This is a genomic window from Xanthomonas vesicatoria ATCC 35937 (assembly GCF_001908725.1).
GTDB classification, from domain to species: domain Bacteria; phylum Pseudomonadota; class Gammaproteobacteria; order Xanthomonadales; family Xanthomonadaceae; genus Xanthomonas; species Xanthomonas vesicatoria.
The window spans coordinates 4,674,255-4,692,762 of the sequence record NZ_CP018725.1; the positions used below are offsets into that span (position 1 = coordinate 4,674,255).

Below are 18,508 nucleotides of genomic sequence, written 5' to 3' on the forward strand. Positions count from 1 at the left end.
CCCGGCCATGCCGGGGATTTTTTATGCACAGATCAGGCGCGCTTGCCGCGTTTACGGATGGGTGTGACGGTGGCCGGGTCGCGGCTGCCGACCGGGTCTGCGTCATAGCGCGCAATGAACTCGCGCACCTGCGGGTAGACAACTTCGCGCCAACGACGGCCGCTGAAGATGCCGTAATGGCCGGCACCTTCCACCACCAGATGGCGGCGGTGCGCCGCATCGATACCGGTGCACAGATCGTGCACCGCTTCGGTCTGGCCGAGACCGGCGATGTCGTCCAATTCGCCTTCAATGCTCAACAGGGCGGTGTTGCGGATCGCTGACGGCTTGACCAGCTGGCCGTCCACTTTCCACTTGCCCTGCGGCAACAAAAAGTCCTGAAACACCACGCGAATCGTGTCGAGGTAATACTCGGCCGGCATGTCGAGCACGGCGTTGTACTCATCGTAAAACTGCCGATGCGCTTGCGCATCCTGCAGGTCGCCCTTGACCAGATCGGTGTAGAAATCCCAGTGCGACATCACATGCCGGTTGGGATTCATCGACAGGAAACCGGCATGCTGCAGGAAGCCCGGATACACCTGGCGGCCATGTCCCGGATACGGGAACGGCACGGTGTGGATCAGGTTGTTCTGGAACCATTCGATGCCGTTTTCCGTCGCCAGGTTATTGACCTGGGTGGGGCTGCGACGTGCATCGATCGGGCCGCCCATCATCACCAACGAGCGCGGTGTGGGCTCGTCGTTGGTCGCCATCAACGACACCGCCGCCAACACCGGCACGGTGGGCTGGCACACGCTCACTACATGCAGGCGCTCGGCGCCGATATGGCGGATGAAGTCCTGGATATAGGTGATGTAGTCCTCGAGCCGGAACGCACCGGCTTCCAGCGGCACCATGCGCGCGTCCACCCAATCGGTCACATAGACCTTGTGGTTGCGCAGCAGGGTGCGCACGGTGTCGCGTAGTAGCGTCGCGTGATGGCCGGACAACGGCGCCACCACCAGCACGGCCGGTTGCTCCTTCATCTTGCCGATGAGCTCGACGTGGTCGCTGAAACGCTTGAAGCGCAGCAGGCGACAGAACGGCTTGCTCAGCACCTCGCGTTCGATGATCGGCAGCGAGTGGCCGTCGACCTCGACATCGTCCAGCGCCCAAGCGGGCTTTTCGTATTCCTTGCCGAGCCGATGGAACAGCTCGTTGCTGGCCGCCATGCGTTCGGCGCCGGGAAGCGAGGCCCACAGACTGTCGGGGTCGGAGAACATCTTGGCGTTCGCCTGGGCCTGATGCACCCAGGGGGCTAGCAGATTGCGGGTCAGCTCATGCAGTTGATAAAGCATTCCACCCATCCGTGCGGTTTTGCTGCCGCGCAGCATACCGGGTTTGGCGCATTTGCACCTTAATGGGGCTGCGGACGGTTGAGGCTGTCATACGAAGTATGGCAAGTGGGCCCCCAGCAAGAACCGTTCTGCGGGCACGAGGCCATAGGGTGCGTGCCACTGGCGTGCTTGGCTTGGAGGGCCTGCTCCGCAGGCACAGAGTCGGGCAGGGTAAGTTACGAGGCGCAGCCTTCACGCACGCAAACGCCATTGGGTTCGCACCTATGCCGCCTGGCTTCGCACGTTCCTTCAACTCGCCGCAGCGAGAGCATTGCTCCCGGTCACCTGGCGCAGCCAACAACTGCTTAGCCGCGCTCCAACGAAGAGGTTTCTCCGGCCAACTGCGGCGACAACCAGCAATGTGACCCCAACGCAGCGAATCCGACGCCGGCAAAGCGCTTGCGATACCAGCGCGCCGGGCGTGGTTGGAAGCCGTCGTGGTCGCCCTCGAACGCGTCTTCTTGCGCAAAGGTCTCTAAAAACGCCACGCCTGCGCACATGTCGGCCAGCCCCGGCAGGCCCTGGTTGAATTCGCGCGTGGGCACGTAGTGCAGCACGTCCGCGCAGATCAGCAGGTCCACCGGTGCGCAGGGACGTAGCCAAGCGAAATCGCCAAAGCGGGCCGGGTGGATCTGACGGCTGCGCCCGTAGCGCTGCACCGCATACGCGCTGCTGTCGAAGCCCAGGTAGCTGAGCTTGGGCCGCAACGCCAGCAAGGGCGCGCGCCAGGCAGCTTCGCCGCAGCCGATATCCAGCACGCTGCGGATCGGCCGCTCCAGGTAGTACTCGGCCTGGGCGATGGCCAGTGCGACCTTGCGTCGCAGCCGGGCCGGGTCGGCCAGCCCGGCATCACGGTACCAGCGGCGGAAATACTGGGCGTCGTACTGTTTTTCGTCTGACTGCTGCATGGGGCTCAGCTGCTTTCGCGTGCGCGGATAGGTGAAAATGCGGGCCATCCTACGCGAGCCAGTGGAGCCAGCCCATGACCCTGTATTTGTGGATCAAGACCTTCCATCTGTTATTCGTGATCGCCTGGATGGCGGCGGTGTTCTACCTGCCGCGCATTCTGGTCAATATCGCCGAAGCCGGCAGCGAGCCTGCGGTACGTGCACGGCTGGTGCTGATGGGCCGTCGGCTCTACAAGTTTGGCCACAGCATGCTCGGCCTTGCGCTGCTGCTGGGCGCAGTGCTGTGGCAAGGCTACCGGGTGATACCCGATTTCCCGACCATGGTGACCGGCGGTTGGCTGCACGCCAAGCTGTTCGCGGTGGCGCTGATCCTGGCGCACTACATCGTGGCCGGGCGCTGGTTGAAGGGAGTGGACCAGGACCGCGCAGTCCCTAGCGGGCGAGCGTTGCGCTTGTTCAACGAGGTGCCGGTGATTCTGCTGGTTGGCGTGATCTGGCTGGTGCTGGCCAAGCCTTTTTAAGCTGCGATGCGGGTAGCGCGGTTTAAAGCAGCCGACAAGCCATGGCGAGCCGTCATCGGGTGGATCTGCACGGCGCGCCCAGGCCCGAAGCGCGCGTGGCATTTGCCGATCCAGGCATGGCGGTGCAGGAGGGTTGATCGTCGCTCGCAGCGTCGCCTTGCAGCCTCAGGCGATCGAACTCAACTCGCTCAGACCCTTGCGTGCCTGGTCGATCCAGCTGCGTTGCTCGCGCTGGTAATGCTTGGGCGAGGCGGCGGCGCGGCGCACCACCTGGTCGTACATGGCCTTGGCGTCCTCCGGGCGCGCCGCGCGTTGCAATAACTGCGCATAGCGCACGCGTGCTTCTTCGCCCGGGTAGCCCTGCACCAGCGTCTCGTATTCGTGCAGCGCTTCGTCGATAGTCCCGCTGCTTTCCACCGCGCGTGCGTATAGCAGATGCCCGTCATGCGAGCGGAAGGTGGGGTTTGCGGCGATCAAGGCATCCAGGGTCTGGCGTGCTTGCGCGGCATTGCCAAGTCCGAATTGCGCTTGCGCCAGCCCCAGCATCAAGTCCGGGTCGTCGCGATACAAGCCGCGCAAGGCGCCTTCGTACACGTCGGCGGCCTGCGCATAGTTGCCCTGGCTGAGCAGCGTGCGGGCCAGCTGGCGGCGGTTTTCCGGGGTGTCGGAAACGTCCAGTTTACGTGCGGCATCGCGCTGCTCGCGTTGCGGGTCCAGCTTGCGTCGCACACGCTGCAAGCTGCGGCGCGCGGTCGGGTCGTTACGCATGTCCGGAATGACCGCGACAACCGCGTAGATCAACACTGCCAGATACGAAAACGTCAGCAGGATGAGGATCCAGTACAGCGGGCGGCCGCTGCGCACCACATGCACGCAGCAGGCGATTTGCAACACGATCGACAGAAGAATGAGTGGGCTCATGCCGGTAGGAGTCCTTGTCCCTGGTGCAAGTTCCTCAGGGCTCCGCGGGGCGGAGCCGCAGGATTCAGTTTCCTTCGTAGGCGCCGTAGCTGCGCAGACGCTCATAACGGCGCTGTAGCAGGCCTTCGACCGGCAGCTTTTCCAGTGCTTCCAGCTCGTTGAGTAACACGGCCTTGAGGCGCTTGCCCATCTGCTCGGGATTGCGATGCGCGCCGCCGGTGGGTTCGCGGATGACCTTGTCGACCAGGCCCAGGCCCTTCAAGCGCTTGGCGGTGAGGCCGAGCTGTTCGGCGGCGTCCTTGGCCTTGGCCGCGTCCTTCCACAGGATCGAGGCGCAGCCTTCGGGCGAAATCACCGAATAGGTGCCGTATTCGAGCATCAGGGTACGGTCGCCGACCCCAATGGCCAGCGCGCCGCCGGAGCCGCCTTCGCCGATCACGGTGCAGATCACCGGGATCTTGAGTTCAGCCATTTCCAGCAGGTTGCGCGCGATGGCCTCGGACTGGCCGCGCTCCTCGGCACCGATGCCCGGGTATGCGCCGGGGGTGTCGATGAAGGTCAGCAGCGGCAGGCGGAACCGTTCGGCCAGCTTCATCAGGCGCAGCGCCTTGCGGTAGCCCTCCGGGCGCGGCATGCCGAAGTTGCGCGCCACCTTGGTCTTGGTGTCGCGGCCCTTCTGGTGTCCGATGATGACCACCGGGCGGCCGTCGATACGGCCCAGGCCGCCGACAATGGCCTTGTCATCAGCATAGGCGCGGTCGCCGGCCAGCTCCTGGAATTCGTCGCAGATGGTGTTGATGTAGTCCAGCGTGTACGGGCGCTGCGGGTGGCGCGCCAGCTGAGAGATCTGCCACGACGACAGGTCGCGGAAGATCTGCGCGGTGCGCACGCGTGCCTTGTCGCGCAGCGCCCGCACCTCGGTCTCCACGTTGACTGCAGGGCCGGTACTGGCGTTGCGCAGTTCCTGGATCTTGGCTTCCAGATCGGCGATGGGTTGCTCGAAGTCGAGGTAGTTAGGATTCATGCAATGGCGTCGTCAACGTAAGGCGGGGAGTGTAGCTGAAGCGGTGTGGCTGGCCCGTACGGGGGCGTTGGGAGCGGAATCGGGAATGGAGAATCGGGAATCAGAGCAAAGTATCCGACCGCCTCGCTTTTGCGATTCCCCATTCCCAATTTCCGATTCACTGCGCCCACGGCGGGCTGTACTTGATCTTCACCGTCCGCACCGCCGGGTCGGCGCGCAGGCTGTCCATCAGCTGCTGGTCGATGCGCACCGAGTGGCTACCGTTGAGGTCGAGCATGCCGGCGACGCCGCCGCTTTGCGCGCGCAGCAGCAGATCCAGGCGCAGCGGCGTCTTGCCGGGGCGGTGCTTGGCCAGCAGGGCATCGATGCGCTTGAAAGCCTGTTTCTCGCGCAGGTCCAGGCGCAGCGACAGCCGCTGCGCGTGGTCGGCGCAGATCTGCTCGTAATCCCAGCACTGGCGGATGCGCAGGCTGTAGCCGCCGTTGAATTCGTCCTCGCGCAGGCCGCCCTTGACGATCAGGATGCGGTCGCGGGTGAGCAGGTGGCCGAATTCGGCCATCGCATCGGAGAACGCGCTGCATTCCACCCGCCCGCGACCGTCTTCGAGCTGCACGAACACCTGGCTGTCGCCCTTGCGGCGCACACCGATCACCTGGCCCGCCAGGATCGCGCTGACTTCCGGGCGCCAGGCGCGTTTTTCGCCGTCGCCACCGCCGCCGCCGCGTTGTTGCGAGGCCAGGATCTTTTCCAGCGCGCCCAGGTCGCAGCCGACCAGCTCGCGCACTTCCTCGCGATGCGGGTCGAACGGATGGCCGCTGAGGTAGAAGCCCAGCGTTTCGCGCTCGCCGGTGAGCAGCTGCCCCAACGGCCATTCCTTGCTCTCGGGCAGGTCCAATCGCATCGCCGGAGCGCTCGGGTCCGGGCCGCCGAATAGCGAGTTCTGCCCCGAGGCACGCTCGCGCGCCATCTGCTCGGTGGCCTTCATCACCTCGGGCAACTGCAGCATCAGCGAGGCGCGGTTCTTGCCCAGGCCGTCCATCGCGCCGGCATTGATCATCGCTTCCAGCGTGCGCCGGTTGAGCTTGGCGGTGCCCACGCGCGTGCAGAAATCCAGCAGCGTGGTGTAGGGGCCGCCGCGCTGGCGTTCTTCGACGATGGCCTCGCAGGCGCCCTGGCCGACGCCCTTGATCGCGCCCAGGCCGTATTGAATGGTGTCCGGGCTGGCGGCCTCGAACATGTAGGCCGATTCGTTGACGCGCGGCGGTTTGACGGTGAGGCCGAGGTTGCGCACTTCATCGAGAAAGCCGACCACCTTGTCGGTGTTGTCCATGTCCGACGACAGCGTCGCGGCCATGAATTCGGCCGGGTAATGCCGTTTCAGCCAGGCGGTCTGGTAGCTGACCAGCGCGTAGGCGGCGGCGTGCGACTTGTTGAAACCGTAGCCGGCGAACTTCTCCATCAAATCGAAGATTTCGTCGGCCTTGGCCGCGCTCACCCCGCCCTTGGCCGCACCCTCGCGGAAGATTTCGCGGTGCTTGGCCATTTCGGCCGGCACCTTCTTGCCCATCGCACGCCGCAGCAGGTCGGCGCCGCCCAGCGAATAATCGCCGACGATCTGCGCCATCTGCATCACCTGCTCCTGATACACCATGATGCCGTAGGTGTCTTTCAGGATGACTTCGGTGCGCGGATCCGGGTACACGATCTCCTGCTGGCCGTGCTTGCGCGCGTTGAAGTCCGGGATCAGATCCATCGGGCCGGGGCGGTACAGCGACACCAGCGCGATCAGGTCTTCGAAGCGGTCCGGGCGCGCGTCCTTGAGCAGGCGGCGCATGCCCGAGGATTCGAACTGGAACACCGCGCCGGTATTGCCCGAGGCGAACACGCCCTTGTAGGTGGGCACGTCGTCGAGCGGAATGGTGGTGATGTCGACCGGGTCGATGCCGGCGCGCGCGTGGCGCACGTTGATCGCCTTGACCGCCCAATCGATGATGGTCAGCGTGCGCAGGCCGAGGAAGTCGAACTTCACCAGGCCCACCGCTTCGACGTCGTCCTTGTCGAACTGGGTGACCGGATTCTTGCCGCGCCCGTCCTCGTCGTGTTCGGCGAACAGCGGGCAGAACTCGGAGAGCGGCTCGGGCGCGATCACCACGCCGCCGGCATGCTTGCCGGCATTGCGGGTGAGGTCTTCGAGCTGGCGCGCCAGGTCCATCAGGTCGCGCACGTCGTCTTCGACCTGATAGCGCTGGATCAGATCCGGCGACGCCATCTCCGAATCCTTGCCTTCGCCCATCGCATCCTTGAGCGTGATGCCCAGGATGTTGGGGATCAGCTTGGCGACGCTGTCGACCAGCCCGTACGTGAAGCCGAGCACGCGCCCGGCGTCGCGCACCACCGCCTTGGCCGCCATGGTGCCGTAGGTGATGATCTGGCTGACGCGCTCACGCCCGTACTTGCGCGCCACGTAGTCGATGACTTCGTCGCGGCGATCCATGCAGAAGTCGATGTCGAAGTCGGGCATCGACACGCGCTCTGGATTCAGGAAGCGCTCGAACAGCAGGTTGTACGGCAACGGGTCCAGGTCGGTGATCTGCAGCGCCCAGGCCACCAGCGAACCGGCGCCGGAACCGCGGCCCGGGCCGATCGGAATGCCCTGGTTCTTTCCCCACTGGATGAAGTCGGCCACGATCAGGAAATAACCCGGAAACCCCATCTTGATGATGGTGTCCAGCTCGAACTCCAGCCGGTCGACATAGTCCTTGCGGGTCTTGCCGGGCGCGATCGGGCTTTTTTCCAGGCGCGCGGCCAGACCCTCGCGCGACTGGCTGCGGATCCAGCTGTCCAGCGTCTCGTCTTCGGGCACCGGGTAGGCGGGCAGGAAGTAGGTGCCCAGGCGCATCTCGATGTTGCAGCGCTGCGCCAGCGCCTGCGTGTTGTCGATCGCGTCGGGGATGTCGGCGAACAGCGCGGCCATCTCCTCGCTGGATTTCAGGTACTGCTGGTCGCTGTAGTCGCGCGGGCGCTTGGGGTCGTCCAGCACGCGGCCGGAGGAGATGCACACGCGCGCTTCGTGCGCGTTGAAGTCGCTGGCGTACAGGAAGCGCACGTCGTTGCTGGCCACCACCGGCAGCCCGCGCACGCCGGCGGCATGCAGGGCGAACTGGTTGAAGCGTTCCTCGCCCTCGCGGCCGGTGCGGGTCAGCTCCAGATGCAGCCCATCGCCGAACACGCGCTGCCAATCGGCCAACTGCTGCTCCGCCAGGTCGGCACGGCCCTCGGAAAACAGGCGCCCGGCCAGGCTGTCGCGGCCGGCCAGCGCAAACAGGTTGGCGTGGCCGGCCTGCAGCCATTCCGGGTGGATCGCCACGCCGCCTTCGGGGCGGTGGCCTTCCATCCAGGCGCGCGTCAGCAGCCGCGACAGGCTCAGGTAGCCTTCGCGGTCGCGGCACAGCAAGGTCATGCGCCAGGGCGTCATGTCCGGGGTGGCGATCATCACGTCGGCCCCGGCGATCGGCTTGATGCCCACGCCTTCGGCGGCCTTGTAGAACTTGACCAGCGCGAACAGGTTGTTGAGGTCGGTGACCGCCAGCGCGGGCATGTCGAGCTCGACCGCGCGGCTGAGCAGATTGGCCTGTTTGGCCTTCTTCGGGTCAGCCTGATCCGGTTTCTCGGGCACGCGGATAGTGGAATCCGCCAACGAGAACTCGGTGTGGACGTGCAGATGGACGAAACGTGAAGTGGACATGCGAGACCGGAATAATGCGCGGTCAGGGTAGCGAGCGTGGTCGGGTCGAACAAGGCTTGACAGGACCGACGCAGGGCGGCGTCCAGCTGCCACGGGCGCTGGGCAGTGCGGCCGATTCAGGCGCTGGCTAGTTGCGCGCAGTCCAGCGGGGGCGATTGCGCGGATTGGCGGCCGTGCGGGTCTCGCGTGCGGGACCGGATGCTCGACGCCTCGGCCGCACCGCCTGCATGCGCGCGACTGAAGGACTGGCGCCCATGCCGGGCCAGCCAGCTGGAGGGCGGTCGATCAGTCGGCCAGCAGCAGGTCATCGGTCGAGGCCACGCAGGACACGTCCCACGGCGATTGCGACGCCTCGATGCCCAATGCACGCCGCACAGGGGCGAAGCTGCGGCGATGCTGCGGGCACGGCCCATGGCTGCGCAGCGCAGCCAGATGCACTGGCGTGGCATAGCCTTTGTGTTGGTCAAAGCGGTATTCGGGGTGCTGCGCGTGCAGCTCATGCATCAGACGGTCGCGAGTAACCTTGGCCACGATCGAGGCGGCCATGATGGAGCGGTCCAGCGCATCGCCGCCGATCAGTGCTTCGGCCGGGCAGGGTAGCCCTTTGGGCACACGGTTGCCGTCGATGCGCGCAAACCCGGCAACGTGCGCCACGCCTTCCACCGCGCGCCGCATACCCAGCATGGTGGCCTGATAGATATTGATGCGGTCGATCTCTTCGCTGGCGATCAACACCACCGACCACGCCAGCGCCCGGTCGACGATCCGCGCATACAACTGCTCGCGGCGCTCGGCAGTCAGTTGCTTGGAATCGTCTAGCCCGTTGATGCGCGGCTTGCTCGGGTCGAATACCACCGCTGCCACCGCCACCGGCCCGGCGAGCGGCCCACGGCCGGCTTCGTCGACACCGGCGACCAAACGGGAATCGGGAATCGGGATTGGGGAATCGTGGAAGAGCGTGTCCTGCGTCGCCTGACCGACGATCGCACCATGGGAGCCTGAGCGCTTCATGGCCCGGCTCCTGCCGATCCCCGATTCCCGGTTCCCGATTCCGGCTGCGTCAGCAGCTCCGCTACCGCATCGGCCGCGCGTGCCGATGCGTCGCGGCGCAGTTCGGCGTGCAGGGCGAGATAACGCGGTTGCAGCGCAGCGACCTTGTCCGGGTGCTTGAACCAGTCCAGCAGTGCCACGCATAGCCGCTCCGGGGTGCAGTCGTCCTGCATCAGCTCGGGGGCGAGGTCGTCGTTGGCCAGGATGTTGGGCAGCGCGTAGCGGTTGACCTTGAGCAGGCCCAGCGTCTTGACAATGCGGTAGGTGAGCGGGGCGACCTTGTAGCCGACCACCATCGGCCGCTTGACCAGCATCGCTTCCAGCGTGGCGGTACCCGACGCCAGCAGCACCACGTCGGCGGCCAGCATGGCGGTGCGTGCCTGGCCGTCGAGCAGATGCGAGCGCAGCACCGGCAGCGAACTGCGCGACAGCTGTTCGGCCAGCAGTTGTTTGCAGCCCGGGTTGGCGGCCGGCACCAGTACATGCAGGTTGGGCAGGTGCTCGGAGACCAGCCAGGCGGCCTGGAAGAAGGTGTCGCCAAGCCGGCTGATCTCGCCATGCCGGCTGCCCGGCAGCACCGCCAGCACGGTGCTGGATGCGGAAATTCCCAATCGAGCGCGAGCCGTCTCGCGGTCGGCCTGGTAGGCGATGTCGTCGGCCATTGGGTGGCCGACGAAGCGCGCATCCACGCCGTGCTTGGCGTAGATCGGCGGCTCCATCGGGAACAGGCACAGCACCAGGTCGGCGCTGGCGCCGATTTTTTCGGCACGTTTCTCGCGCCATGCCCACACCGACGGGCTCACGTAGTGCACGGTGCGAATGCCGCGCTGCTTGAGCCAGCGCTCGACCGGTAGATTGAAATCCGGCGCATCAATGCCGATGAACACATCCGGCTTCCACGCCAGCACGCGCTCGCGGAAGGCGCGACGCAACTTGAGCAGGCGCGGCAGATGGCGCAACACTTCGGTCAGCCCCATTACCGCCAACTCGCTGGCATCGAACCAGGTCTGGCAACCGGCGCCGCGCATCGCATCGCCGCCGATGCCGACAAATTCCGCAGTCGGATAGCGCAGCCGCAATTGTGCGATCAGCCCCGCGCCCAGGATGTCGCCGGAAGCTTCGCCGGCGATCAGGGCAATACGCACAGGGCGGTGATTGGGGATTGGGAATTGGGGATTGGCAAAGGCGGCGTGCGCGACGTCGTCCGACGTGGCGGCAACACTCTTCATCTCCAATCCCGACTCCCGAATCCCGGCCGTCATCGCAACAACGGCCTTTCTGCCGCTTCGATGAACTCGAGCATGCCGCGAACGTCTTCGCTGTCCTTGGCTTGTTCGGCCAGCTGCGCCTTGGCGTCGGCCAGCGGCAGGCCCGCAACGTACAGCGTGCGATAAGCGCGTTTGATTGCGGTAATGCGCTCGGCATCGAAGCCGCGGCGCTTGAGCCCTTCGCTGTTGATGCCGCGCGGGCGGCCCAGCGATTCGCTGCCCACCATGGTGAACGGCGGCACGTCGCCATTGGTCAGCGCGCCCATGCCCAGGAAAGCGTGCGCGCCGATGCGGCAGAACTGATGCGCGCCGGCAAAGCCGCTGATGATCACGTAGTCGCCCACGGTGACGTGGCCGGCCAGCGTGGTGTTATTGGAAAACACGCAATGGTTGCCGACATGGCAGTCGTGCGCCACATGGGTGTAGGCCAGCATCCAGTTGTCGTTGCCGACCACTGTGATTCCGCCGCCGCCGCCGGTGCCGCGATTGATGGTGACGAATTCACGGATCACGTTGTCGTCGCCGATCACCAGTTCGGTGCGCTCGCCGGCGTACTTTTTGTCCTGCGGTTCGCCGCCGATCGCCGCATGCCCGATGAAGCGGTTGTTGCGGCCGATCCGGGTTGGTCCGTGGATCGAGCAATGCGGCCCCACCTCGGTGCCGGCGCCGATCTCCACGTCGGCGCCGATCAGGCAGAACGCACCAACGCGTACATCGTCTGCCAGTCGCGCCGCGGGATCGATGACAGCGGTGGGATGAATCAAGGGTGCCTGATCACGCATCGTCTCTCACCTCCAAAAACAGGATTATTCCTTGGCGCCGGCGCACATCACTTCCGCGCTGGCCACGACTTCGCCATTGACCTTGGCCTCGCCGTAATAGCATCCCATGTTGCGGATCAGGCGCTTCATCTGCACTTCCAGGATCAGCACATCGCCCGGCACCACCTGCTTGTTGAAGCGAGCGTTGTCGACCTTGACCATATAGAACAGTTTGGACAGCGCATCGCGGCCCAGGCCGAGCTGGGTCATCACACCGCCGGCCTGCGCCAGCGCCTCAATGATCAGCACGCCCGGCATCACCGGCCGAGTCGGGAAGTGACCCTGGAAGAACGGCTCGTTGATGCTGACGTTCTTCTGCCCCACGATGCGCTTGGCTTCCAGGTCCAGCTCGATGACCCGGTCGATCAGCAAAAACGGGTAGCGGTGCGGGATCAGCGTCTGGATCTGGTTGACGTCGATCGGCAGCTCGTAAACGGGGTGGCTCATGCGTTCTCCTTGCCCACAGCCAGGATGCGCCTTGCCAGCGCATCGAGTTGTTTGAAGCGCGCGGCATTCTTGCGCCACGTGCGGTTATCGGTGAGGGGGGTGCCGGACGAATATTCTCCCGGCTCATGGATGGAATTGCGGACCACCGACTTGCCGGTGATGACGACCTTGTCGCAGATCTCCAGATGGCCGACCACGCCGACGTGCCCGCCGAGCAGGCAGTACCGGCCGATCTTGGCGCTGCCGGCAATGCCGGTGCAGCCGGCGATCGCGCTGTGCGCGCCAATCCGGCAGTTGTGTGCAATCTGCACCAGGTTGTCTACGCGCACGTCTTCTTCGAGCACGGTGTCTTCCAGCGCACCGCGGTCGATGCAGCTGTTGGCGCCAATCTCGCAATCGTCGCCGATCACCACACCACCCAGCTGCGGCACCTTGATCCAGTGGCCGGCGTCCATCGCAAGGCCGAAGCCATCGGCGCCGATCACTGCACCGGGATGTATCCGCACGCGCTTGCCCAGCCGCACGCGGGTGACCAGGGTGACGCGGGCGATCAACTCGCTGCCATCGTCCACCACGCAGTCTTCTCCGATGATGCTACCGGTGCCGATGATGCAGCCATCGCCTACGCGGCTGCGCGCACCGATGCTCACGAACGGCCCGACATGCGCGCCAGGCGATACCTGCGCGCTAGGATCGATCACCGCCAGAGGATGAATGCCTGGCTCGCGCACCGGCGCAACCTCGAACAACGCAGCGATCTTGGCGAACGCGGTGTACGGGTCTTTGGCAACCAGCACAGTGCCCTGCGCCGCCTCGGCATCGTCGGCGCGTACCACAACGACGGCAGCTTGCGTCTCGGCCAACTGCGGCCGATAGCGCGGGTTGGACAGGAAGCTCAGATGACCCGCTCCGGCGTGCGCCAGCGTCGCCACTCCGGTGACTTCGGTTGCGGCGTCGCCAACGACGGTCAGACCAAATTGTTCGGCAATCGCGCTGGCGGTCAAAGGCATCACGGTGAACCTCGCATAAACAGTTGGTGGCTCGTTTTACGAAAAAAAAACGTCGCCAAGATTTGGCTAAACAGTCGAGCGTATTTCTTGCCGGGCCGCAACGATGCGGCGAGCCCAGGAACAAGCATATGAAAACTGTCCTCTCCATTTTCGGTAGCGTGATCCTGTTGGGCGCGGTTGCCAGTGCATCGGCCGATGATTTCGCGCAGCAGCGCGCCGACGCGCAGAACCTGTGGGACCAACAGGTGCAATGCGTGACCAATTCGCCCGATTTGGGCACCACCGCCAGCTGCCTGAGCAACGTCTGGAGCAACTACTTCTAAGTCTGTTTCACACCAGGTTCTTCAAACAAACAATGGCGGCCCGAGCATCCGGGCCGCCATTGTTTTGCGTGCAAATCTTAGAACTGACCGCCAAAGGTGAACTGCAGGCGCTCGATCTCGTCGTTGTCTTCCTTCTTCAGCGGGAACGCGTAGCTGATCGAGATGGGGCCGACCGGGGCACGCCACAACAGCGCCACACCGGTGGAGGCGCGCAGTTCGTTGGCCTTGAAGTTGTCCACGCCGCTATAGACGTTACCGAAGTCGAAGAACGCCGACACGCGCGCCGACGGGCTGTCGAACAGTTTCGGAAAATACATTTCCACCGAGCCCACGGTCTTGAACGAACCGCCCAGTGGCTGGCCGCGGTTGAAGCCGTTGATCGGTTCCGAACGCGGGCCCAGGGTGTTGTCTTCGAAGCCCCGCACCGAGTTGGTACCGCCTGCGTAGAAGTTCTCGTAGAACGGCAGGCCGGTGGCAGTGATGGTGCGCGAGCTGCCGTTGGGGCCGGCCACCACGCGGGTGCTGTCGTTGCCGTAGCTGTCGCCGTAGCCCAGCTCGAAGCGCGTGTTTAATACCAACGCCGGGATGATCGGCCAGTAGTTGGAGATCTGGTAGTTGAGCTTGTAGTACTCGACGGTGGAGCCGGGCAGGGTGGTTTCCAGGCCGACGCGCTGGTACATGCCGCGGGTCGGCATGAAGAAGTCGTTGCGGGTATCGCGCGCCCAACCCAGCTCACTGCGCCAGGCATGGAAGGTGCGCGTGCCGATCGCATCAATATAATCGACGATCGCCTGCGGCGTGGTACCCGGGAACGTGGTGATCTGGTTACTGTCGATGCCGATCATCGCCGAGACGGTGTCGTTCTCGGTGATCGGCACGCCGAACACCACCTGCGCCGAGCCGTTCTTGCTGTTGAACTGCGCGGTATTGAAGTCCGAGTAGTCCAGCGAGCGCCACGACAGGTTGTAGCCTAGCGACACGCCGTCGTCAGTAAAGAACGGATTGGTGTAGGAGAACGCATAGCGCTGCTGGAACGTGCTGCGCGAGGCTTCCACTGCCACGCGGTTACCGCCGCCCAGGAAGTTGTTTTGCGACAACTGCACCGAGGTAGTCACGCCGAAACTCTGCGAATACCCCAAGCCGAACACGAAGCTGCCGGAGGTGGTCTCCTTGACGTCGTAGATCACGTCCACCTGGTCGTTGCTGCCAGGCACCGCCGGGGTCTCCACGTTCACCGACTCAAAGTAGCCCAGGCGCTGCAGGCGGATCTTGGAACGGTCGATCGCCGCCTGCGAGTACCAGGTGTTTTCGAACTGGCGCATTTCGCGGCGCAACACTTCGTCGGAGGTACGGCTGTTGCCCTTGTAGAGGATGCGGCGCACGGTCACGCGTGGGCCGGGCACCACCTGCAGGTTCACCGCAACGGTCCGGTCCTCACGGTTGGGGGTCGGAATCGGGTTGACCTTGGCGAACGCGTAACCCACGTTGCTCAGCGTGTTGGTGATGGCATCGGAGGTGTACTCCAGCAGCGCGCGCGAGAAGATATCGCCGGCCTTGGGGATGACCAGGCGCTCGATATCGGCCTGCGGCAGCACGGTGTCGCCGGTGACCTTGATCTCGGAAATCTTGTACTGCTCGCCCTCGGTCACGCCTGCGCTGACGAACATGTCGCGCTTGTCGGGGCTGATCGACACCTGGGTAGAGTCGATGCTGAAGTCCACGTAGCCACGGTCCAGATACCAGGAATTGAGCTTCTCCAGGTCGCCGGACATCTTTTCCTTGGAGTACTGGTCGTCTCGGCGATACCACGAGGCCCAGTTGTGCTCCTTAGATTCCCAGTTCTCCAGGATGTCTTCGTTGGCGAATTTCTCGGTACCGATCAGGTTGACGTGGCGGATCTTGGCCGCCTTGCCTTCCTTGATCGCGATGGCCACATCGACGCGGTTGCGGTCCAGCGGGCTAACGGTCGGGGTGATCTCGACGTTGTACTTGCCGCGGTTGTTGTACTGACGGGTCAGTTCCTGGGTCACGCGGTCCAGGCTGAGGCGGTCGAAGGTGCCGCCTTCGGTCAGGCCGATGTCGCCCAGGCCCTTGAGCAGCTCTTCGGACTTGATGTCCTTGTTGCCGGTCACGGTGAGCTTGTTGATCGCCGGGCGCTCCTTCACGGTGATCACCAGGATGTTGCCCTGGCGGTCCAGCTGCACGTCTTCGAAGAAGCCGGTGCGGTACAGCGCCCGGATCGAGTCGGCCACCTTGGCATCGTCCACGGTGTCGCCGCGGTTCACCGGCAGATAGGTGAACACGGTGCCGGAAGCGATGCGCTGCAGGCCGTCGACGCGGATGTCGCTGGCAACGAACGGCTCTGCGGCCAGGGCAACGGCTGGCAGGCTGAGGCCGGCGGCGAGAGCGAGGGCAAGCAGGCGGCGAGTGGGAAGACGCGTCATGTCACATCCGGTTGGAGTCGATTTCGGGTGTTGCTGGGTGCCGGCGTATGACGACGACAACAGGCGGAAAGAGAGGAGCAGTTTCATCGTGGAACCAGGCCAAGGATGTCGTTGTAGAACGCCAGTCCCATCAAGCCTGCCAGGACCGCCAGGCCGACATATTGTCCGGCAATCATGGCCCGTTCGCTGATCGGGCTGCCCTTGACCAACTCAATAAGGTAATACAGCAGATGCCCACCGTCCAAGATTGGGATGGGCATCAGGTTGATGATCGCCAGGCTGAGCGACAGCAAGCCCAGGAAATACAGGAACCAGTCGAGCCCGCGTTCGGCCGATGCATTGGCGGCGCGCGCGATTGTGACCGGGCCGGAGATGTTCTTGACCGACGCCTGGCCGGTCAGCATGCGCTTCATCATGCCCAGCGAATCAGCGGTCATCTTGCCGGTTTCGCGGATGGCCGCCGGCACCGCGGCGAAGACGCCGTACTGCTGGCGGCTATCGTATTGCGGCGCCGGCGCAGCGGCGGGACGGACCCCTATCATCCACTGGCCCTGCGGCGATTTGCGCGGTGCGATTTCCAGCGCCAGGCGGTCTTCGCCGCGCGCCACTTCGATCATGCCCGGCCCACCGTGCGCGCCCAGGGCCTGCACCTGCGGAATGATGTCCTCGGCCGAGCGGATCGGCTGGCCATCGATGGCCACGATGCGATCACCGGGCTTGAGCAGGCCGTCGGCCACCGAACCGGGCACCACTTCGGCGATGACCGGCGGCTGCAGCATGAACTGCCAGCCAATACCGGCCAGCGATGCCACGCGGCGTTCGTCGAAACCGGCTGGCAGCTGCGAAAGACGCAAAGTGTGTTCGCTGTTGCCGCCACCCTCGGCGGCGGTGAGCACCTGGATGTCGCGCTTGTCCATTGCCGCAGTGGTGAGCTGCATGCTGGCATCGCTCCAGCTGCTCACGCCGCGCCCGTCGATGCGCACGATGCGCTCGCCCGGTGTCAGGCCAGCTTCGGCGGCCAGACCATCGGCGCGACCGACGGTGGCCGAGTAATCCTGCTTGCCGACGACGAACATCGCCCACAGCATCGCCATGCACAGCAGCAGGTTGGCGATCGGGCCGGCCGCGACGATGGCGATGCGCTGCCACACCGTCTTGCGATTGAATGCCTGGTCCTGTTCGGCTGGGTGCACGTGGCCTTCGCGCTCGTCGAGCATCTTGACGTAACCGCCCAGCGGGATCGCGGCCAGCACGAACTCGGTGCCGTGGCGGTCGCGGCGCATCCACAGCGGCTTGCCGAACCCCACCGAAAAACGCAGCACCTTGACGCCGCAGCGGCGCGCGACCCAAAAGTGTCCGAATTCGTGGAATGTCACCAACAGACCCAGGCTGACGATCATCCACCAGACCGAACCGATGAAATCACCCATGGATGCAACTCGGCTGCGTGGATCGATCAGGCATGAAGAGGGTGGTTGACCAAGGCGCGTTCGGTGATTTGCCGGGCTTGCGCATCGGCAAAAAGCAGGGTGTCGAGGGAGTCGGCATTGTGCCGTGGGAGCGTTGTCAGTGTGTGTTCGACCAACGCAGGGATCGCTAGGAAACCTATTTGGCCCTGAAGAAACGCTGAAACAGCCACTTCGTTGGCCGCGTTCAGGATCGCCGGCGCGGTTCCACCGGCACGCAGCGCTTCCCAGGCCAGGCGCAGGCAGGGGAAGGCAACGGTGTCGGGGGCTTCGAAGTCCAGCCGCCCTTGTTGCAGCAGATCCAGCCCTGCCACGCCCGATTCCACCCGCTCCGGCCATGCCAGACCGACCGCCAGGGTGGTGCGCATGTCCGGCAGGCCGAGTTGGGCCAGCGTGGAGCCGTCAACGAATTCCACCAACGAATGCACCAGGCTTTGCGGGTGCACCAGCACGTCGATCTGCTCGCCAGGCAGCCCGAACAGATGATGGGCCTCAATGACTTCCAAGCCCTTGTTCATCAAGGTGGCCGAATCCACCGAAATCTTCGGGCCCATCGACCACTTCGGGTGCGCAACGGCCTGCGCCGGGGTCACCGCCGACAGAGCGGTGCGATCCCAGCCCCGGAACGGGCCACCGGACGCGGTCAGGATCACCCGACGCACGCCGCGGCTGGCGTCGCAGGAGCGTAGGCACTGGAAGATGGCGCTGTGCTCGCTGTCGATCGGGATGATCTCTGCGCCCGCTGCTGCGGCGGTGCGGGTCAGCAGTTCGCCGGCCAGCACGAGCGATTCCTTGTTGGCCAACAACAGGCGCTTGCCGGCGCGGGCCGCGGCCAGGGTCGAAGACAGGCCGGCGGCGCCCACGATGGCGGCCACCACGGTGTCGCAGGCATCGCTGCCGGCCAGTGCATCCAGCGCCGCGGTGCCGGCATGCGCCTGGGTGTTCAGGCCGGCGGCACGCAGGCCGTCGCGCAGCGCCGGATACAGCGCCTCCTCGGCAATCACCGCATGCGCAGGCCGATGCTTAGCACACAGCGCCAGCAACGCATCCACCTGGCTACCTGCAGACAGCACGCTGACGCGCAGCCGCTGGGGATGGCGGGCGATCACGTCCAAGGCCGACGTGCCGATCGAGCCGGTCGCACCGAATACGGCGACCTGGCGGGGAGAAGAGCCAGCCAT

Annotated in this window: 15 protein-coding genes; 2 read left to right on the forward strand and 13 right to left on the reverse strand. The window is 64.9% G+C overall.

Going from position 1 to position 18,508, the window contains the following annotated elements:
* Nucleotides 1-32 precede the first annotated feature (32 nt).
* Nucleotides 33-1,376, reverse strand: a complete 1,344-nt coding sequence (locus tag BJD12_RS20420; protein ID WP_005993627.1) for a polyhydroxyalkanoate depolymerase — start codon at nt 1,374-1,376, stop codon at nt 33-35.
* Between the two features lie 308 nt (nt 1,377-1,684).
* Nucleotides 1,685-2,287, reverse strand: a complete 603-nt coding sequence (locus BJD12_RS20425; RefSeq protein WP_039423512.1) for a methyltransferase — start codon at nt 2,285-2,287, stop codon at nt 1,685-1,687.
* A 74-nt stretch (nt 2,288-2,361) separates the two neighbouring features.
* Here BJD12_RS20425 and BJD12_RS20430 point away from each other — a divergent pair, with 74 nt between their 5' ends.
* Nucleotides 2,362-2,808, forward strand: a complete 447-nt coding sequence (locus BJD12_RS20430; RefSeq protein ID WP_005993631.1) for a CopD family protein — start codon at nt 2,362-2,364, stop codon at nt 2,806-2,808.
* A 165-nt stretch (nt 2,809-2,973) separates the two neighbouring features.
* Here the strand turns inward: BJD12_RS20430 and BJD12_RS20435 are convergent, their stop codons facing one another.
* From BJD12_RS20435 to lpxD, 8 genes are all read right to left on the reverse strand, one after another.
* Nucleotides 2,974-3,729, reverse strand: coding sequence for a tetratricopeptide repeat protein (locus tag BJD12_RS20435; protein WP_005993633.1), 756 nt, complete (start codon nt 3,727-3,729; stop codon nt 2,974-2,976).
* A 64-nt stretch (nt 3,730-3,793) separates the two neighbouring features.
* Nucleotides 3,794-4,753 carry an acetyl-CoA carboxylase carboxyltransferase subunit alpha gene (locus BJD12_RS20440; RefSeq protein ID WP_005993634.1) on the reverse strand — a complete coding sequence of 320 codons (960 nt, stop codon included), beginning with the start codon at nt 4,751-4,753 and terminating at the stop codon, nt 3,794-3,796.
* A 157-nt stretch (nt 4,754-4,910) separates the two neighbouring features.
* The gene (gene dnaE / locus BJD12_RS20445; protein WP_005993636.1) at nt 4,911-8,498 is read right to left on the reverse strand and encodes a DNA polymerase III subunit alpha; all 3,588 of its coding nucleotides are present in this window, start codon (nt 8,496-8,498) and stop codon (nt 4,911-4,913) included.
* A 285-nt stretch (nt 8,499-8,783) separates the two neighbouring features.
* Complete coding sequence (locus BJD12_RS20450; protein WP_005993638.1) at nt 8,784-9,509, reverse strand: ribonuclease HII; 726 nt, start codon at nt 9,507-9,509, stop codon at nt 8,784-8,786.
* Nucleotides 9,506-10,777 (reverse strand): lipid-A-disaccharide synthase, encoded by a 1,272-nt coding sequence (gene lpxB, locus BJD12_RS20455; protein ID WP_425480577.1) that lies wholly within the window; start codon nt 10,775-10,777, stop codon nt 9,506-9,508. The genes BJD12_RS20450 and lpxB overlap by 4 nt, the downstream gene beginning before the upstream one ends.
* A 29-nt stretch (nt 10,778-10,806) precedes the next feature.
* Nucleotides 10,807-11,598 (reverse strand): acyl-ACP--UDP-N-acetylglucosamine O-acyltransferase, encoded by a 792-nt coding sequence (gene lpxA / locus BJD12_RS20460; protein WP_005993641.1) that lies wholly within the window; start codon nt 11,596-11,598, stop codon nt 10,807-10,809.
* Nucleotides 11,599-11,622: 24 nt separating this feature from the next.
* Nucleotides 11,623-12,084, reverse strand: coding sequence for a 3-hydroxyacyl-ACP dehydratase FabZ (gene fabZ / locus BJD12_RS20465; protein WP_005993643.1), 462 nt, complete (start codon nt 12,082-12,084; stop codon nt 11,623-11,625).
* Entirely contained in the window at nt 12,081-13,094 is a 1,014-nt protein-coding gene (gene lpxD, locus BJD12_RS20470; protein WP_005993645.1) for a UDP-3-O-(3-hydroxymyristoyl)glucosamine N-acyltransferase, read from the reverse strand. The genes fabZ and lpxD overlap by 4 nt, the downstream gene beginning before the upstream one ends.
* Before the next feature lie 128 nt (nt 13,095-13,222).
* On the opposite strand from lpxD, the gene BJD12_RS20475 reads away from it, so the two are divergent.
* Complete coding sequence (locus BJD12_RS20475) at nt 13,223-13,417, forward strand: hypothetical protein (protein WP_005993647.1); 195 nt, start codon at nt 13,223-13,225, stop codon at nt 13,415-13,417.
* 77 nt (nt 13,418-13,494) lie between these two features.
* Here the strand turns inward: BJD12_RS20475 and bamA are convergent, their stop codons facing one another.
* From bamA to BJD12_RS20490, 3 genes are all read right to left on the reverse strand, one after another.
* Entirely contained in the window at nt 13,495-15,861 is a 2,367-nt protein-coding gene (bamA, locus tag BJD12_RS20480; protein ID WP_005993649.1) for an outer membrane protein assembly factor BamA, read from the reverse strand.
* A gap of 83 nt (nt 15,862-15,944) precedes the next feature.
* Complete coding sequence (rseP, locus tag BJD12_RS20485) at nt 15,945-17,291, reverse strand: RIP metalloprotease RseP (RefSeq protein ID WP_005993651.1); 1,347 nt, start codon at nt 17,289-17,291, stop codon at nt 15,945-15,947.
* A 26-nt stretch (nt 17,292-17,317) separates the two neighbouring features.
* Nucleotides 17,318-18,508 (reverse strand): 1-deoxy-D-xylulose-5-phosphate reductoisomerase, encoded by a 1,191-nt coding sequence (locus tag BJD12_RS20490; protein ID WP_005993652.1) that lies wholly within the window; start codon nt 18,506-18,508, stop codon nt 17,318-17,320.

What these genes read in the sequence shown, in the direction of transcription:
- BJD12_RS20420 (WP_005993627.1), bottom strand. Translation starts at nt 1,376, where the DNA reads ATGCTGCGCGGCAGCAAAACCGCACGGATGGGTGGAATGCTTTATCAA.
- BJD12_RS20425 (WP_039423512.1), bottom strand. Translation starts at nt 2,287, where the DNA reads ATGCAGCAGTCAGACGAAAAACAGTACGACGCCCAGTATTTCCGCCGC.
- BJD12_RS20430 (WP_005993631.1), top strand. Translation starts at nt 2,362, where the DNA reads ATGACCCTGTATTTGTGGATCAAGACCTTCCATCTGTTATTCGTGATC.
- BJD12_RS20435 (WP_005993633.1), bottom strand. Translation starts at nt 3,729, where the DNA reads ATGAGCCCACTCATTCTTCTGTCGATCGTGTTGCAAATCGCCTGCTGC.
- BJD12_RS20440 (WP_005993634.1), bottom strand. Translation starts at nt 4,753, where the DNA reads ATGAATCCTAACTACCTCGACTTCGAGCAACCCATCGCCGATCTGGAA.
- dnaE (WP_005993636.1), bottom strand. Translation starts at nt 8,498, where the DNA reads ATGTCCACTTCACGTTTCGTCCATCTGCACGTCCACACCGAGTTCTCG.
- BJD12_RS20450 (WP_005993638.1), bottom strand. Translation starts at nt 9,509, where the DNA reads ATGAAGCGCTCAGGCTCCCATGGTGCGATCGTCGGTCAGGCGACGCAG.
- lpxB (WP_425480577.1), bottom strand. Translation starts at nt 10,777, where the DNA reads ATGAAGAGTGTTGCCGCCACGTCGGACGACGTCGCGCACGCCGCCTTT.
- lpxA (WP_005993641.1), bottom strand. Translation starts at nt 11,598, where the DNA reads ATGCGTGATCAGGCACCCTTGATTCATCCCACCGCTGTCATCGATCCC.
- fabZ (WP_005993643.1), bottom strand. Translation starts at nt 12,084, where the DNA reads ATGAGCCACCCCGTTTACGAGCTGCCGATCGACGTCAACCAGATCCAG.
- lpxD (WP_005993645.1), bottom strand. Translation starts at nt 13,094, where the DNA reads ATGCCTTTGACCGCCAGCGCGATTGCCGAACAATTTGGTCTGACCGTC.
- BJD12_RS20475 (WP_005993647.1), top strand. Translation starts at nt 13,223, where the DNA reads ATGAAAACTGTCCTCTCCATTTTCGGTAGCGTGATCCTGTTGGGCGCG.
- bamA (WP_005993649.1), bottom strand. Translation starts at nt 15,861, where the DNA reads ATGACGCGTCTTCCCACTCGCCGCCTGCTTGCCCTCGCTCTCGCCGCC.
- rseP (WP_005993651.1), bottom strand. Translation starts at nt 17,291, where the DNA reads ATGGGTGATTTCATCGGTTCGGTCTGGTGGATGATCGTCAGCCTGGGT.
- BJD12_RS20490 (WP_005993652.1), bottom strand. Translation starts at nt 18,508, where the DNA reads ATGGCTGGCTCTTCTCCCCGCCAGGTCGCCGTATTCGGTGCGACCGGC.